We start from the raw sequence: 16388 nt of genomic DNA, 5'->3' as shown, positions 1-16388 counted from the left end.
CAGTCCCTTGGGGTGTGGTGGATCAGTGGGTGGTGCGTGGCGCCGCGCGGCGGGCCCCCGGGCGCACACGCGCGACGAGGTGCAGACGGTCGTCATCGGTTGCGTTGCCGGGCAACTGGCCCTCCCGCCAAGGCGGTTCGGTACGCGGTCCGGGGCCGTCGTGCAGTTCCAGGACCTCGAAGCCGTGTGCGTCGAGGAGGTGCCGCAGCTCCTGGGGGAACAACAGCCGCCAGGCGGAGTGCTGTTCGACGGGCGGTGTCCCGTCGTCCGACGTCCAGACCCGTTTACGGCGCAGGAGCTGGGCCGTGCGGTCGACGGTCAGGGTGGTGGTGGAGCGGTGGGCGGTGCCCCGCCAGATGAAGGAGTTGACGGTGGGGGTGTCGAGGAGGTCGGTGCGGCCCAGGAAGTAGGCGCCGTTGCGCATCTCCGCGACCAGCAGCCCGCCGGGCGCGAGCGCCCGGCGGCAGGAGGCGAGGAAGCCGTCGAGTTGGTCGTTGGTGTGGCAGTACAGCAGGGAGCTGTCCAGGCAGACGACCGCGTCGAAGGCGGCCCGGCCCAGGTCGAAGCCGTGCAGGTCGGCCCGTAGGTACTCCGGCCCGGGGTGGTGGGCGCGGGCGTGGGCCAGCATCGCCTCGGACAGGTCGGCGCCGGTCACCGTACGGCCCACGCCGTGCAGATGGGCGGCGTCGCGGCCGGTGCCGCAGCCCAGGTCCAGGACGCGCGGCCCGGCCCCGTGGCGGCGCAGACAGTCCTCGGCCCAGCGCCCGGCCAGCCGCTCGGGGTCGGGGAAGCGGGCCTCGTACAGCTCGGGGTTGTCGGTGAGGAGGTTGCCGCCGGTCATGCGCTGCTCCTCTCACCGGCCGGAGCGGGGGAGACCGGCGCAGGATCGGCGGGCAGCGCCCCACGCCGGTACAGCCAGGCCACCCCTCCCGCCGAGACCAGGCCGAACAGGGCGCAGCACACCCACGGCAGCCACGCGTGACCGCCGTCCGCGCCCGCGTCCATGGCCCAGCCCACGACGGCGTTCCCGACAGCCGCCGCGATGCCCGAGACGACGTAGAAGATCCCGAAGTAGGTGCCGGTCAGCTCGGGGCGTCCGAAGCGGGGGATCAGCTCCATCACGAACGGTGAGGCGATCATGAGCCCGAGGTAGAGGAGCAGCGCGCCGAGCAGCACGGGCACGGCATCCAGCCAGCCCCCGGAACCGAACCCGAGCCCGAGTCCGGACCCCGACACCAGCGCCGGCGGCAGGAAGGCCAGCCCCGTGACGCTGAGCCCGAGGGCGATCCAACGCGCCCTGTCCCCACGGGCCTTGAGCGCGGTGGTGATCCGCAGCTGGAGCGCGAGGTTGGCGAGGGTGCCGACGAGGAAGACCAGACCGGCCGCGCCGTCCCAGCCGGTGGCCTGGCGGGCCCCGGCCGGCAGCAGCAGATACAGCTGGTTCTCCAGCGTGAACATTCCGACCATGGCGAGCGCGAAGGCGAGGAAGGCACGGTTGCCGAGCACCTCACGCCAGTCGCCGAGGACCCCGCCACCGCTCGGCTCGACCCGCCGCGCGGGCAGCACGAGGGCCTGGGCCACGGTGAGGACCGCGAAGATCCCGGCGGCGGTCAGCGCGGACGTCCGGAAGTCCACGAGCAGCAGCACACTGCCCAGCAGCGGACCGATCAGTGCCCCCGTCGTCGCGAACACATTGAACAGCGCGAACGCCTCCGCCCTGCGCTCCCCGGCCTCCTGCGCCAGATACGCCCGGACGGCGGGGTTGAAGAGCGCACCCGCCAGGCCGCTCAGCACCGATGCGGCGAGCAGCACGACCAGCCCGTCGCCCAGCGCGAACAGCCCGAACCCGACGGTCCTGAGCGCACACCCGGCGATGATCACGCCCCGCGCGCCCAGCCGGTCGGATGCCGAGCCGCCGATGATGAACAGGCCCTGCTGGCTCAGATTCCGCACCCCGAGCACGACCCCGACGATCGCCGCCGACATGCCCAGGTTCTCGGTGAGGTGGGTGGCGAGGTAGGGGATCAGGAGGTAGAAGCCGATGTTGACGCCGAGCTGATTGACCAGCAGGAGGCGTACGGCGAAGGGGAAGCGGCGTATCTCATGCCACGTCTTCACGGGACGTCACCTCCCGCAGCCCGACTCCCAGCCCCGGCAGGTCGGTTGTCCTTACCCGGCCGTCCTCGCCGCCGATGCCGGTCCACGGGTCGTGGGCGAGCAGCAGATGCCCGTCGAGGTCGACCCAGCGGGCGCGGTCGGCGAGATGGACGGCGGGGGCGAGGCCGAGGGTGCTGGCGGTGAGGCAGCCGAGCATCAACTCGGTGCCGCTGCCCTCGATCTCCTCGGCGATCCGCAGGGCCGCGTGGACACCGCCGCACTTGGCGAGCTTGACGTTGACCCCGTGGACGCGCCCCGCGAGACGTCGTACGTCGTCGAGGCTCACGGCGTCCTCGTCGGCGATGACGGGCAGCGGCGAGCGCTCGGCGAGGGCGGCCAGGGCCTCCGGGTCACCGGGGGCGAGGGGCTGTTCGACGGCTTCCACGCCCAGGTCGGCGAAGCGGGGGAGGAGGGCGTCGGCCTGGGCCGGCGTCCAGGCGCCGTTGGGGTCCAGGAGGACGCGTACGCCGGGTGCGGCGTCGCGGACGACCCGGACGCGCTCGATGTCGTCCTCCGGATCGGGCGCCCCGGCCTTGACCTTGACGACCTCGAAGCCGTTCGCGGCGAGCCGGCGGGCCTCGGCCCCGGCCTGGGCCGGCGGGGTGATGCCGATGGTCCGCGCGGTGGCGGCGACCGGGGCCGACGGCGCCCCCAGCAGCCGGTGGACGGGATGGCCCGCCCGCTTCCCGACAAGGTCCAGCAGCGCGGCGTCCAGGGCGGCGGTCACGGCGGGCGGAAACTCGGCGGCGGTCGCCAACTCGCCGTCCCGCAAGGCATCCAGGGCGCCCTCGGGATCGCGGAAACGTACGAGATCCGTGGCGACGGAGGCGAAGTGCCGCCCCAAGGTGTCGGCGTCGAGGCCGTAGTACACGCTGGTGACGGCCTCGCCATGGCCGTACTCCCCGTCGTGCTCGACGGTCAGCCACACGGCGTCGCGGGCGGACATGGTGGAGCGGGATATGCGCAGCGGCTCGGTGAGTTCGAGGCGTACGGTGCGCTGGGTGACCTTCACTGACTCTCTTCCGAAACGGGTGGAACGGCGGCGGGGGCGCCGAACGGAACAGCGGCGGACCGGCCGGGCGGGGCGGCGACTTCGAGGGAACCGGCGGCGGGCACCGCGAGCGGGTCGGTGACCCTGCCGCAGCGGACCCAGCCGACGGCCTCGGCGGCGCCGGGGTGCGGGATCTCGACGGGGCGGACGACGGCGGTGGCCGGGTCGAGACCGTGCGCGGTGGTGAAGTCGTCGTCGTAGACACTGCCGAGGTAGCGGTGCGGGCCGTCCGGGAAGACGGTGGCGACGACGGCGCCGGGATGCACGCGGGCCGCCCACGCGGCGACGAGCGCGACCGCGCCGGTGCTCCAGCCGCCGCTGACGAAACTGCCGCGCGCGAGACGCCGACAGCTGTCGACCGCCTCCACCGGACCGACCCAGTGGACCTCGTCGAAGGCGTCGTAGGCGACATTGCGCGGATGGATGCTGCTGCCGAGGCCGCGCATCAGCCTCGGCCGGGCCGGCTGGCCGAAGATCGTGGAGCCGATGGAGTCGACGCCGATCAGCCGCAGCCCCGGCCAGTGCCGCCGCAGCGGACCGATGATGCCCGCGCTGTGCCCGCCGGTGCCCACACTGCACACCAGGATGTCCAAGTGGTCCAGCTGGACGGCGAGTTCGGCGGCGAGCGAGGCGTAACCGGCGGTGTTGTCGGGGTTGTTGTACTGGTCCGGCCAGTACGCGTCCGGCAGTACGGCGAGCAGCTCCCGCAGCCGGGCGAGGCGTGCCGCCTGCCAGCCGCCCCGGGCCGCCGGACGGTCCACCAGCTCCAGCCGTACGCCGTGGGAGCGGAGCAACTGCCGCATGGACGGCTCCAGTTCGGCGTCGCCGACCAGGACGACGGGATGGCCGAGCGCCTGCCCCGCGAACGCCAGACCGATGCCCAGCGTCCCGGACGTCGACTCCACCACCGGGGCGCCGGGCCGCAGTTCCCCGCGCTCCCGGGCACCCATCAGCATCGACACGGCGGCCCGCGCCTTCATCCCGCCCGCCGCGAGCCCTTCGAGCTTGGCCCAGAAACCGGGCTGGGGGCGGGGCAGTTCGGCGGTGATCCGCGCCAGCGGCGTACGCCCGAGGAGGGACAGCAGCTCGGGGCGGGCGACGGCACGGAGGGCGGTCGAGGAGGTCATCGGGCGCCTCCCGAAGGGCGACAGCCGAGGTCGTGACGGTCGCCGGAGGTGTCCGCGCGATAGCGGTGCAGGGTGCCCTCGCCCGCGTCCAGCCAGAAGAACGGGTACGGCTCCGCGCACACCGCGCTCACTCCGTGGCCGAGGAAGCGGGGGAGCACCGCGCTGCCGGTCTGGGCGAACATCACCAGCTGCTTGCCGTGCCGCAGCGCGTGCCGCCGCAGCGGCTCGAACGTGCCGTTGCCCAGCGTCATCCCGGACACGAGCAGCGCGTCACAGGCTTCCGCCGCGTCGAGTGCGTCGGTGACGACCTCCTCGCCCCACTCCGTGACCCCGCCCTTGAGATCGCACGGCAGATAGCCGAGCCCCCGTGAACGCAGCGCCTCCAGAAGGGAGTTGACGACACCGACCACGAGCACACGTGCCCCCGGCGGCACATCCAGCAACTCGACCACGGCGTGCGCCCGCGCGCGGGACTTCTCCAGCGAAGTCCCGGCAGACAGCGGGAACGGACGCGCCCCGTTCTCGACGGCGTGCGGGGTCACATGCATCAGGTAGGCGTCCAGCGCGGCCACCCGCACCGGGAGCAGCGGATGGTCCAGCAGCCGGGCCACATCGGCGCCCACGCAGTCGTCGATCGCCGCGTCGGGCAGCGCGCCAGGCTCCACCGCGCAGGACCCCACGGCCCCGGCGAGCCGCAGGCTCAGCACCTCGTTGCGGTAGCCGGTGCCCCGGCCGTCGTGCCGCACGGCCTGCCGGGTCGCGAAGGCCACCGCCATCCGCAGCGACCGGGGGTCCGGACCCAGCTCACCGGCCCGTACCCGCTCCACCAACTCCTCGTACGTGGCCGCGCGGGCCATCGACGCGACGGCGGTCACCGGATCACCAGCCCGGAACGCACCTCACCCAACAGCGCCTCGACATGCCTCCGCGCGCCCAGCCCCTCGGCGTCGCCGACCATCACATGCCCGAGGTACTCGTTGTTGCTGCCGGCCGCCTTGACCTGCCTGCCCGGCTCGGCGAGCTGAGCCTCCAACACACCGTGGGCGCTCGCGAGTCGACGGGCATCCAGCGCTTCGAGGGTGCCCGACGTCTCCGGCACGAGGAAGCCGACGGCCGCGCTGCGCAGCCCGGTCTCGCGGCGCCGCAGATCGGGTGCGCGGCCGAGGGCGACGTCCACGGCGGCAGCCGCCAGATCGATACCGGTGACATGGCGGACCAGCTCGGTGATGCGGTTCCCGGCGGGCCGGGGGTTGACCTCGACGAGCCGGGGACCGTCGGACGTCAGCTTGATCTCGGTGTGCGCCACGACCCCGTCGGTCAGCCCCAGCGCCTTGAGCGCGTCCATCGCGGTCCGCTCGGCCTCCTCCGCGTCGGCGGCGGACAGGTCGGCGGGGAACATATGGCCGGTCTCGATGAACGCGGGCGCCCCGCCGATGCTCTTGTCGGTCACCCCGACGACGTCGACCGCACCCGCGTACGACACGGTCTCGACGCTCACCTCGGGCCCGGTCAGCAGCTCTTCGAGCAGCACGGCGGGTGTACGCCGCTGCCCACGCGCGTTCATCGGGAAGCCCGTCAACGCCCGTACGGCCGCCGCGAGTTCGGCCTCGTCGTCCACGCGCCGTACATACATCCCGGCGCACAGGTCGACGGGCTTCACCACCAGCGGATAGCCGATCTCCCGCGCCGCCCGTGCCAGATCGGCCCACTCCTCGTGCACGGCGAAACGAGGGCCCGGCACGCCCGCGTCGGCGAGGACGCGGCGGGTGGCGTCCTTGCGGCAGGCGTCGCCGACCGCCTTCGGACCCGGGCCGGGCAGCCCGAGGTGCCCGGCGATCCACGCCACCGTCGGCAGGTAGTAGTCACAGGACGAGATCACCCCGTCGAAGCCGAACACCGAGTGCAGCCGGGCGACTTCCGGCAGCAGGGTCTCGATGTCATTGGTGTCGGCCGTGATGACGTTGCGTGCGCCGAGCAAGGGGTGCGAGGTGCCCTCGGGGGCCGAGCGCAGGTAGTGGTGCAGATCGCGGGTGAGGAACGTGAACTCGTGTCCGCCCTCCCGGATCGCCCTTGGCAGCAGCCTGCTCATCGATCCGACCCAGCTCTCGACCACCAACAGATGAGCCACGGCTCCCCTTTTCGTGCGGTGCGGTTCAGACATCCGGGCAGCCCGACGAAGCCCCCGTGAGGCGGCGACCGGCTTGACATGCGCACCTTATCGATAATCATTTTCATTGTCAGGTGGGTGGGAGAAGTAAAGGCGACGAGAAGGGGGGAATCGGACCGGCCATGGAGCGGAGGGGCGGCCCCGATGAAGAGCGCGGCTCAGCCGATCTCGACCACCCGGGCCCAGTCGGGAGGGGTGTCCGGGACGTAGTCGGGGTCCTCCTCGATCCAGGAACCATTCGAGTCCGGGCGGGGGAACAGACCCACCACCGTGCGACACGATGGCCGTCGGGAAGGCCAGGGGGTCTGGCCGTCGGTGAGGGCCACGACGACATCGGGCCGGGTACGCAGCGCCGTGGCGAACCCCGTCCGCAGATCCGTGCCCCCGCCGCCGACCAGCGGGATGCCCTCACCCCGGCACAGCGGGTGAGCGATACGGGCGGCCGCGTCGCACGGCACCACGGTGACCAGATCCCGCCGCCCGCCCAGCGCACGGCCGATCGCGGCCACCTCCAGCAGCGCACTGCCCAGTTCGGCGTCGCTCACCGACCCCGAGGTGTCGATGACCACGGACACCCGGGGCGGCCGGCGCCGCAGAGCCGGCAGCACGATCCCCGGCAGGCCCGCCGAGCGGCGCGACGGCCGACCGTACGTGTAGTCCTCGCCCGCGCCGGCCGCCGCCGACCGGATCGCCGACCCCAGCAACTCCCGCCACGGCTGCGGCGGATGGAACGCCTCCTCCGCCCAGCGACGCCACCCCTCCGGTGCATCCCCCGGACGGGCCTTGATACCGCGCGCCACCCGGAACCGCACCGCGTCGATCTCCTGGCCGTTCAGTCCGTTCGCCCCCTCGGGCCCGAGGTCCCACTCCCGTTCGAGACCGTCGGCGCCGCTGCCGCAGTCCAGCCAGGAGAAGTCGTACGTCAGCGGCCCGAGGGTGAACCGGCGCAGATACTCCTCCATCAGCTGCCCCTCGGGCAGCCGCAGCGTCCGGGGCTCGACGACGCCCTCCGGCTTGAGCAGGCCGTCCCCGTACACGTCGTCGTTGATCTCGCAGTCGGCGGCGATGTTCATCCGCAACCGTTCGCCGGGGCCGGTCAGTTCACGCTCCCGGGCGACCCGGTCACTGCGCCCGTGATGGTCGCGCAGCAGATGCGACACCTCGTGCACCCAGACGCCCGCCAACTCCTCGACCGGCATCCGGTCCACGAAACCCGGTGAGACATAGCACCGCCAGTACCGGTCGACTCCCATGGTGGGCACCTGCCGGGACTCGACGACATGCAGCGCGAACAGGGCCGTGGCCAGATAGGGCCGGGCCCGCGCCGCCTGCAGCCGGGCGGTGAAGAGCTTGTCGAGGTCCAGGGGGCGCGGCACGTCCCTGCCGGTGCTCACAGGCCCACCCGGTTCCGGGCCTTGGCCAGGGCCTCCGCCCGGGTCGCCCGGTCCGCGGCCTCGTCCGCCCGCCGGGACAGCGACACCACCCCGGCCAGCTTCTCGATCGTCGGCGGGACGTCCCAGCCGTCGCGGCGCAGGGAGGCGAGCGTGGTCGCGGGCACCACGACCAGATCCGGCGCTCCCGTCTCGATCGCCCGCACCAGCAGCGCCCACGCCGCGTCCCACCGCGCCCGCTCCGGCCGGGCCCGGACCGCCGCGACCACACCGTCCAACGCGGCCTGCCGCAGATCCCCGCGCTCGGGCAGCACGGCCCCCGCCGGATCGGCCAACAGCGTCTCGGGATCGGGAAGATCCATCCGGTCCAGACTCGCCAGCAACTCCAGCCCCGGCCCGTCCCCCACGGTCCCGCGCACCAGCAGCGACAGCACCTCGCGCGACACCCCGGAGGCGGTGGCGAAGGCCACCAGACGCAACGTCATGTCCCAGCTCCGGGGCGACGGCCAGGCCCCGCCCCGACGACTCTCGCTGCTCGGCAGCTGATGCACCAGCTTGGGCCGGGCCGCGAGCAGCCCGCACACCGCACGCCGGGCGAAGTCCACGGCCTCCGCCAGCCCTTCCGGCTCCAGCCGGGGCAGCGTGGCCCTGGGCCAGGTCCCACCCAGACCCCGTACGACGACCTCGTGGTCGTGCGCCCACTTCAGATGCACGAACCGGTTGGCGAGCGGCGGGCTCAGCTCCCAGCCGTCCGCCGCCGAGGACCGAGGGTTGGCGGCGGCCACGATCCGTACGTCGGGCGGCAGTTGGAGCGCGCCGATACGACGCTCCAGTACCAGCCGCAGCAGGGCCGCCTGCACGGCGGGCGGCGCCGTCGACAACTCGTCGAGGAACAGCAGCCCCTTACCGGCCCGCACCAGCCGCACCGCCCAGTCCGGCGGCGCCATCGGAACGCCCTGCGTCGCCGGGTCGTCACCCACGATCGGCAGCCCCGAGAAGTCCGACGGCTCATGCACACTCGCGATCACCGTCGTCAACGGCAGCTCCAGCTCCTCGGCGAGCTGTGTCAACGCCGCGGACTTCCCGATCCCCGGCTCACCCCACAGCAGCACGGGCAGATCGGCGGCCACGGCCAGCGTCAGCGCCTCCAACTGGGAGTCGGGACGAGGCTCGGTCGTGGTCTGGCGGAGGAGGGCCAACAGGTCACCGGCGATGTCGAGTTGGGAGGTGGTGGAGGGGGAGGAGGCAGGGTTCTCGGGCGTGACGGGCGGAGTGCAAATGGGCATATGTGATCACCTTTTGTGTGTAGTAAAGCGAGTGGTTACCTGGGCGGAGCCCGGAGATGGGTATGCGACGGGGAGGGCAGGGGGTCAGTAGAAGAGCGCGTCGCGGGAGCGGCGCGTGCGCCGTCGGCGGCGGTCGCCGACGTGACGGACATGGTTCGAGCCGTCCTGGAGCAGCCCCGCCCGGTACAACCCGTAGGTGATCCGGCGTCGCGCCGCGTCCTCCAGCTCGTCCCGCAACGCGCCGTCGCGCAGCACCGCGTCAGGGCCCAGCAACCCCTCCACGACGGCCAGCGCACCGGCGGTGTCGCCATGGTCGAGACGCTCGCGCACACCGGACAGACAGTGCGGCCGGCGGTGTGCCTCGTCGATGGCCCGCAGACAGGGGAGCGGGGTACCGGCCAGCGCGACCAGCAGTTCCTCCCGCCGGATCTCGTCGGGGCCATGGTCCAGGGGCACCAGCACCCCGTCGACCAGCCCGATTCGATGCCGGGCCCCTCGGCACTCCACGATCCGGGGTGCCCCCGCGATGTCCGCCGCCGGGGACGGCCCCGCCGGAACATGCCCCGGCACCAACGCCGAGGCGACCAACGGATGCAGCCGATCGACGTCGATCGCACCGGCCCGCATCAACGCCAGGTCCGGCGGCGTCCAGGTGGCGGCGTCGGGAAGCAGTGGCAATGAGCCGAGGTCAGGCACCGAGCCCGGGGCGGCGAGCGCGCACGTGGAACTCGCCCCGGAGCGGCGGTCGGCGTCCGCGTCCCGGCGCAGGTTCAGTACCAGCCGACGTCCACCCCCGAGCCGTACGAGCACCGACCCGGACCCGGCGGACCGCCCCTCGGCACGCAGCAGGATCGCCGCCTCGTCCGCCCACCGATGGACGGCGCAGCCGGGCTCGGGCGGTGGCTCTGGCGGTACGACCCCCGCCGGCTCCGGAGCGCGGACCGGCGGCCCCTCCGCCCCGCACCGCATCCGCAGCTCATCCGCCCTGCGCGCGTCCCACAGATGCCGATGCAGATCGAAACGGAACCGACGGCTGGGCAGGGGATGCGGATGCCGGGAGACAGCGCCTATCGAGCGGCGTCCGTCCCACAGGGCAAGGCTGATCCGCTGCCCACCGTCCGCCCAGGCGGGCGGAGTCCGTACGACGAGCCACACCGAGTCCGGCCCTCGGGACCCCTCGGTGTCGTACCGGGCCAGAGGAACGGTCAACGCCGGGCGCAACAGCCCATCGGGAGCGACCCTCGGCATGTGCCAGCGCAGCAGATCCGGCGCCAAATGCCGTAGGTCGCCCCGGAGTCGGACCGCGAGACTCTGCCCATGGGTACGCGCCACGGCACGCACATTCAGATCGACGTCGAACCCCGCCGCGGCACAGGCTCCCGCCCAGTCGCCGACCTCACGTCGGGCTGTGGCGGTGTCGATCATCGAGGGCGGCACGGCGAACTCCCGCACGCGCGCCCAGAAGGAAAGCCGGGAATCCCCGTCCACGACATGAGTGCCCATCAGCACTCACCTTGCGCGGACGGTACCCCCGATCTGCTGATGGAGTGAGTAGTCATCGCGGCGATGGTAATACTCCCGCCACACCCTCGCACACTTGTTTTTCGCTCCCGATGACCGGCCTGCCGACCGCACCCGTTCGAGTGGTGGCCCGAGCGGCGCGGGCGTACGGTCGTACAACGGACGTAGGCGTGGACGGGACCGTCCACTCAGCCTGCGGAGATTCCGATCTGTGTCGAGCGATGTGCTATGAGCGACAGCCCGCAGCCGACTTCCGCAGTGGGGACCACCACCCGGGAAACGGGTGGTGGCGGAAGCGCGATGGCGTTGTTCGTCATCGCGTCGTGTCAGCTGATGGTGGTGCTGGACATCACCATCGTGAATATCGCGCTGCCGGACATCCAGCGGTCGCTGGACTTCTCCACCACCAGCCTGGCGTGGGTGGTCAACGCCTACACCCTCACCTTCGGCGGTCTGCTGCTGCTCGGCGGCAGGGCCGGTGACATTCTCGGGCGGCGGCGGGTCTTCATCTTCGGTGTGCTGCTGTTCGTCGTGGCCTCGCTCCTCGGCGGGCTCGCCCAGAACTCCGCTCAACTCCTCGCCGCCCGCGCCCTCCAGGGCGTCGGCGGCGCCATCGCGTCCCCGACCTCCCTCGCGCTGATCAGCACCACCTTCCGCGAAGGACCCGAACGCAACCGGGCGTTCGGTGTGTTCGCCGCGGTATCTGCGGGCGGCGGCGCCATCGGCCTGCTCATGGGCGGCGTCCTCGTCGAGTGGCTCGACTGGCGCTGGGTGCTCTTCGTCAACGTACCGATCGGCCTGCTGATCGTCCTCGCCACACCCCGCTGGATCAGGGAGTCCGAACGCCACCCGGGCCATTTCGACATCACCGGCGCCCTCACCTCCACCGCGGGCATGGTCCTGCTGGTGTACGGGTTCATCAGGGCCGCCCAGGACGGCTGGAGGGACGCGCTGACCCTGGCCTCGTTCGCCGGAGCCGCCGTCCTGCTGGTGCTGTTCATCCTGGTGGAGAAGCGTTCCCGGCAGCCGATCACGCCGCTGCACATGTTCGCCGACCGCAACCGTGCGGGCACCTACGGCATCATGCTCTGCCTCGCCGCCGCGATCTTCGGCATGTTCTTCTTCCTGACGCTCTTCACCCAGAACGTGCTGGACTTCAGCCCACTGGCCACCGGGTTCGCGTTCCTGCCGGTCAGCGCGGTGATCGCGATCGGCGCCGGGCTGGCCTCGCGGTTCCTGCCCGTGTACGGGCCCAAACCCTTCATGGTGGGGGGCGCGATCCTCGCGGCGGCCGGCCTGGGCTGGCTGACCCTGACCGACGTCCACTCCACCTATGCCGGCAGTGTGCTCGGGCCGATGCTCGTCTTCAGCCTGGGCATGGGCATGGAGTTCGTCTCGCTGACCCTGATGGCGCTCTCCGACGTCACCACCGCGGAGACCGGCGCGGCCTCCGGACTCCTCAACGCCACCCAGCAGGTGGGCGGGTCACTCGGCCTGTCCATCCTGGTCACCATGTACGGCACGGCCAGCAGCAACGAGGCGGACGAGCAGGTCTCCCGCTTCCTGTCCGAGGCGACACCGGTCGAGCGACTCCAGTTCCAACGCACCGGGCAACTCCCGAAGCCGTACGCCGACGAGATCCTCACCGCCGGTGTGTCGGCCGCCTTCGTCATGGCCGCCATCTTCACCGTGATCGCCGCCCTCATCGCCCTCCTCGCCATCCAGGTACGGCCGTCCGATCTGGAACGGCTGAAGGGGAACGGGACGATGCCGGGAGCGGGTTGAGCGGATCGGTCCGCGTCGCCACCGGCCGTCACCGAGAGGTGGCGGCCTTCGGCGTCCCCGACCGGGTGGCTGATACCCGTGTGACAGAGGCGCATTGGCGGCCTTAGAAAGCGATCACCCTTTCGATATCTTTACACGCGCTCCTTCGTTCGCGTCTGACATCACTGTCAACACCCCCCGCTTTGAACGGAGTTCGCGTGAAGAGACCTCGCGTCCGCACCTGGACGGGCAGCGCACTCGCCGCACTTCTGCTGGCCACCACCCCGACCGGCTTATCCACCGCGGCCACCGCCACCGCCACCGCCACCACCCCCTCTACGACGACCGAGTCCCCCTCCACCTCCCTCACCGCCCTCAAGGGCAAGCGATTCACCCTCGTCACCGGCGATGTCGTCACCGTCGGCACGGAGAAGGGCGAGCCCAGGGTCGACATCGAGCCAGGCAAGGGACGCGAGGGCATCGGCTTCGTCCAGCAGGGCGGCGGCTCCGAGCTCAACGTCATCCCCATGGACGTGGCCCCGCTGGTCGCCACCGGCAAGGTCGACGACCAGCTCTTCAACCTCAGCGCCCTGGAGCGCTTCGGCTACGACGACGGCGCCGACCGCTCTGACAACGATGGCACCGCGGACGGCGCCGGTGACGACCGAGGGCTCCCCCTGATCATCCGGCACACCGGCACCCGCCTCCCCGCCGCCACCCGCGCCGAGGGCACCCCCGGGGAGACGGTGACGCTGGAGTCGATCGACGCCACCGCCGTCACCCTGCCCAAGGACGACGGCGGCGCTCTCTGGCGGACGCTCACCACCTCCGAGAAGGGCGCCGACGCCGAACTCCGGCCCGCCATCGGGACCGTATGGCTGGACACCCCCGTCGAACTCACGGACAACGGCGGCCGGGCCGACACGGCCGACGAACCCGAGACCACCCCGGAGGGCGACGTCGCCGTCTCCGACCTCGTCGGACAGATCAACGCCAAGGGCGTCCGGGAGCGCGGTCTCGACGGCAGCGGTGTCCGGGTCGCCGTCATCGACACCGGCGTCCGCGCCACCCACCCCGACCTCAAGGAACAGGTCTCGAAGTCCGAGAACTTCATCACCTGGGACAACGAGACCGGCGACATCGACGGCCACGGCACCCACGTCGCCGGGATCATCGCCGGTACGGGCGCCGCGTCCGACGGCCGGTACACGGGTGTCGCCCCCGGCGCCGAGATCCTCAGCGCACGCGTGCTGTCCGGCCCCCTCGGCTCGCTCTCCCACATCATCAACGGCATGGAGTGGGCGGCCGACGAGGGCGTCGACATCGTCAACATGTCCCTCGGCTCCAGCGCGTTGAGCGACGGCACCGACCCCTGGTCCCTGGCCACCGACGCCCTGCTGGAACGGGGCGTCCTCCCCGTCGTGTCGGCCGGCAACAGCGGCTCGGACCCCTTCACCGTCTCCCCTCCGTCGGCCGCCGAAGGCGCGCTGGCCGTGGGCGCGGCCGGCGGCGACGACACGATCGCGAGCTTCTCCAGCCGGGGCCCGCTCTACGGCGACTACAGCGTCAAGCCCAACATCAAGGCCCCCGGAGTCGCCGTGACGGCCGCCCGCGCCCAGGGCACCGCCATCGGCGATGTCGACCCTGAGGGCCCGGTCGGCCCGGTCGACGACAACTACACCCGCCTGTCCGGTACGTCGATGGCGTCGCCCGCCGTCGCCGGTGCCGCCGCCCTGGTGATGCAGGCCCACCCCGACTGGACGCCCCGCCAGGTGGCCCAGGCCCTGGTCTCCAGCGCCCGTCCAAGCACCGACGAGACCGTGTACGACCAGGGATCGGGCCTGGTCGACGTGGAGCGGGCGGTGGACCAGCCGGTCACGGCGACGGTGTCCACCCTGGACTTCGGCCGGCTGACCTGGCCGCGCACCGCCGACGACAACAGGCGCAAGGTGGCCTTCACCAACGCCTCCGACCAGGACATCACCCTGGACCTCACCCTCGACGTCACCTCCACCCGGGGCGAACTGCCCACCGGACTCCTCGGCCTCGCCGACGACGAGGTGACGGTCCCCGCGCACGGCACGGCGTCCGTCGCCGTCGAGTTCCGCGACACCGGCATCCGAACCGGCGGCACCCTCTCCGCCCTGCTCACCGCGACCGGCGGTACGACGGCCGTACGCGTCCCCGTAGGCCTCAGCCTCGAACCCGAGGCCTACGACCTCACCCTCAACCTCCGCGACCACCTGGGCGAACCGGCCGACGGCATCTCGATCATCGACGTCCTGCCGCTGGACCGGTCCCTCGAACCCTTCGAGAGCCCCCACCTCGCCACCGTCGCCTCGCAGCTCACCGTCCGGGCGCCCGCCGGGACGTACGGCATCTCCGCGTTCATCGGACGGCACGAGAACGACTCGTACTGGTACGACAGCGACATCATCCTCGCCGGTGAGCCACGCGTCCGGATCGACAAGGCGACCGAACTGACGCTGGGCGGCACGGCGGCCCGCAAACTGGCCCACACCGTGGACAACGACAAGGCGGAGAACGTCTACCGCCAGGTCGGTGTCGCCCAGCGGCAGAAGCGCACCCCGGCCGGGGCCGACAGCCCGCTGGGCATCCACACCAATGTGTCGTTCAAGCATCTGGCCCCGGTGTACTGGTCGGTGCCGTCCACGACCCGCGCCAAGGGCGACCAGTACACGGCGTACTTCCGTGAGGATCTCGCCGAGGGCTATGTGTACGGGAAGATCCCGGACGGCGCCCCGAGCGACGGCTACTCGTACCCCACCGCCACCGGCCCGGTCTACTATCTGGCCTCCGTCCACGAGGGCCGTGTCCCGGCCGGGTTCACCGGTCGGGTCCGGGACTCCCGACTGGCCCGGACCCAGGCGTACTACGGGGCGTCCGAGCAGGTCGGCGGCTTCGACCGGTCCTTCCCGCTGAAGGCGAAACTGGCCACGGCCACCATCAAGGGCATCCCGGTCGCCGGACGCCCCCTCAACGTGCCCTCGCCCAGCAGCCGCATGGAGTACTTCACCCCGTCCAAGGACGTCGCCTGGTCCCAGGAACTGCGCCGGAGCTGGCAGAACGCCGACAACATCGACCCGCTGAAGTACCGGGCGCTGTACACCGAGCCCCAGTCGTTCCGGCCCGGCCCCCGCACCGAGTACTGGAACCACCCGGTGGGCGCCCCCGTACTCGACCCGGACGGCGGCCAGTTCACCCGCGCCGGGGACACCGTCACCGTCGACCTGCCGCTTGGCGGCGACTCGGAGCGACGGCATCTGTTCAGCAGCGACGACGTGTACGCCCGGTACGACTACACCCTCAGCCGGGACGGTCAGCAGCTCACCAAGAGCCGTAACGGCGCGGCCGAGTTCCCCCGGAACACCGCGCTCGCCGCCTGGAACGTCCCGTCCGACACCGGCACCTACACCCTCAGGGCCCACGCCGACCGCAGTCAGTGGAACAACGTGAGCACCGCCGTCGAGGGTGTGTGGACCTTCACCTCCGGCCCGACCGCCGACGGCGACACGGCCGCGCTGCCGCTCACCAGCGTGCGCTTCCGGCCGCCGGTCGACGAGTGGTCACGGGCGGAGGACGACCGTACGGTGGCCGTGCCGTTCACCGTCGAGCGGACCGGCGACAAGGCCGCCCGTGGCGGGCTGCGCGGGCTGACCGTCGAGGCGTCCTTCGACGGCGGTACGACCTGGCAGCATGTCCCGGTGGCCGGGAACCGCGCCCTGATCCCGCACCCGGCACTCGCCACCCTCCCCGCCGAGCACATCGACCGCAACGGCCACGGCTATGTCAGCCTGCGCGTCAAGGGCTCCGACCGCGCCTCCACCTTCGAAGTCACGGTGAAGAAGGCGTACAAGCTCAAGAAGTCATGACCCCATGAAGGCATGACCGCATGAGGTGGGG

At 71.9% G+C, this 16388-nt stretch carries 11 protein-coding genes; 2 read left to right on the top strand and 9 right to left on the bottom strand.

Going from position 1 to position 16388, the window contains the following annotated elements; all coding sequences use genetic code 11:
* Positions 1-22: 22 nt before the first annotated feature.
* The 9 genes from ACWD4G_RS16270 to ACWD4G_RS16230 form a co-directional block, all read right to left on the bottom strand.
* Positions 23-841: a class I SAM-dependent DNA methyltransferase gene (locus tag ACWD4G_RS16270; protein ID WP_451293730.1), complete on the bottom strand. Its 819-nt coding sequence runs from the start codon at positions 839-841 to the stop codon at positions 23-25.
* Positions 838-2118, bottom strand: coding sequence for an MFS transporter (locus tag ACWD4G_RS16265; protein WP_451293728.1), 1281 nt, complete (start codon positions 2116-2118; stop codon positions 838-840). Before ACWD4G_RS16265 ends, ACWD4G_RS16270 begins: the two co-directional genes overlap by 4 nt.
* Positions 2102-3169: a dipeptide epimerase gene (locus tag ACWD4G_RS16260; RefSeq protein WP_451293726.1), complete on the bottom strand. Its 1068-nt coding sequence runs from the start codon at positions 3167-3169 to the stop codon at positions 2102-2104. The genes ACWD4G_RS16265 and ACWD4G_RS16260 overlap by 17 nt, the downstream gene beginning before the upstream one ends.
* Entirely contained in the window at positions 3166-4335 is a 1170-nt protein-coding gene (locus ACWD4G_RS16255) for a PLP-dependent cysteine synthase family protein (protein ID WP_451293724.1), read from the bottom strand. Before ACWD4G_RS16255 ends, ACWD4G_RS16260 begins: the two co-directional genes overlap by 4 nt.
* Positions 4332-5210 carry a Rossmann-like domain-containing protein gene (locus ACWD4G_RS16250; RefSeq protein WP_451293722.1) on the bottom strand — a complete coding sequence of 293 codons (879 nt, stop codon included), beginning with the start codon at positions 5208-5210 and terminating at the stop codon, positions 4332-4334. The genes ACWD4G_RS16255 and ACWD4G_RS16250 overlap by 4 nt, the downstream gene beginning before the upstream one ends.
* Positions 5207-6463, bottom strand: a complete 1257-nt coding sequence (locus ACWD4G_RS16245) for an ATP-grasp domain-containing protein (protein ID WP_451293720.1) — start codon at positions 6461-6463, stop codon at positions 5207-5209. The genes ACWD4G_RS16250 and ACWD4G_RS16245 overlap by 4 nt, the downstream gene beginning before the upstream one ends.
* 197 nt (positions 6464-6660) lie before the next feature.
* Positions 6661-7896: a vWA domain-containing protein gene (locus ACWD4G_RS16240; protein ID WP_451293718.1), complete on the bottom strand. Its 1236-nt coding sequence runs from the start codon at positions 7894-7896 to the stop codon at positions 6661-6663.
* Positions 7893-9179, bottom strand: coding sequence for an AAA family ATPase (locus tag ACWD4G_RS16235; RefSeq protein WP_451293716.1), 1287 nt, complete (start codon positions 9177-9179; stop codon positions 7893-7895). The genes ACWD4G_RS16240 and ACWD4G_RS16235 overlap by 4 nt, the downstream gene beginning before the upstream one ends.
* A gap of 84 nt (positions 9180-9263) precedes the next feature.
* Positions 9264-10682: a hypothetical protein gene (locus ACWD4G_RS16230; RefSeq protein WP_451293714.1), complete on the bottom strand. Its 1419-nt coding sequence runs from the start codon at positions 10680-10682 to the stop codon at positions 9264-9266.
* A 318-nt stretch (positions 10683-11000) separates the two neighbouring features.
* On the opposite strand from ACWD4G_RS16230, the gene ACWD4G_RS16225 reads away from it, so the two are divergent.
* Together ACWD4G_RS16225 and ACWD4G_RS16220 are read left to right on the top strand one after the other, a co-directional pair.
* Positions 11001-12485: an MFS transporter gene (locus ACWD4G_RS16225; RefSeq protein WP_451293712.1), complete on the top strand. Its 1485-nt coding sequence runs from the start codon at positions 11001-11003 to the stop codon at positions 12483-12485.
* A gap of 197 nt (positions 12486-12682) precedes the next feature.
* On the top strand, positions 12683-16357 hold the full coding sequence (locus ACWD4G_RS16220) for a S8 family peptidase (RefSeq protein ID WP_451293710.1): 3675 nt from the start codon (positions 12683-12685) through the stop codon (positions 16355-16357).
* Positions 16358-16388 lie beyond the last annotated feature (31 nt).

The sequence above is a fragment of the Streptomyces sp. NPDC002643 genome (genome assembly GCF_053592555.1).
Note: the sequence above shows the minus strand (reverse complement) of the source record. Positions and strands in the feature narration are given on the sequence as shown.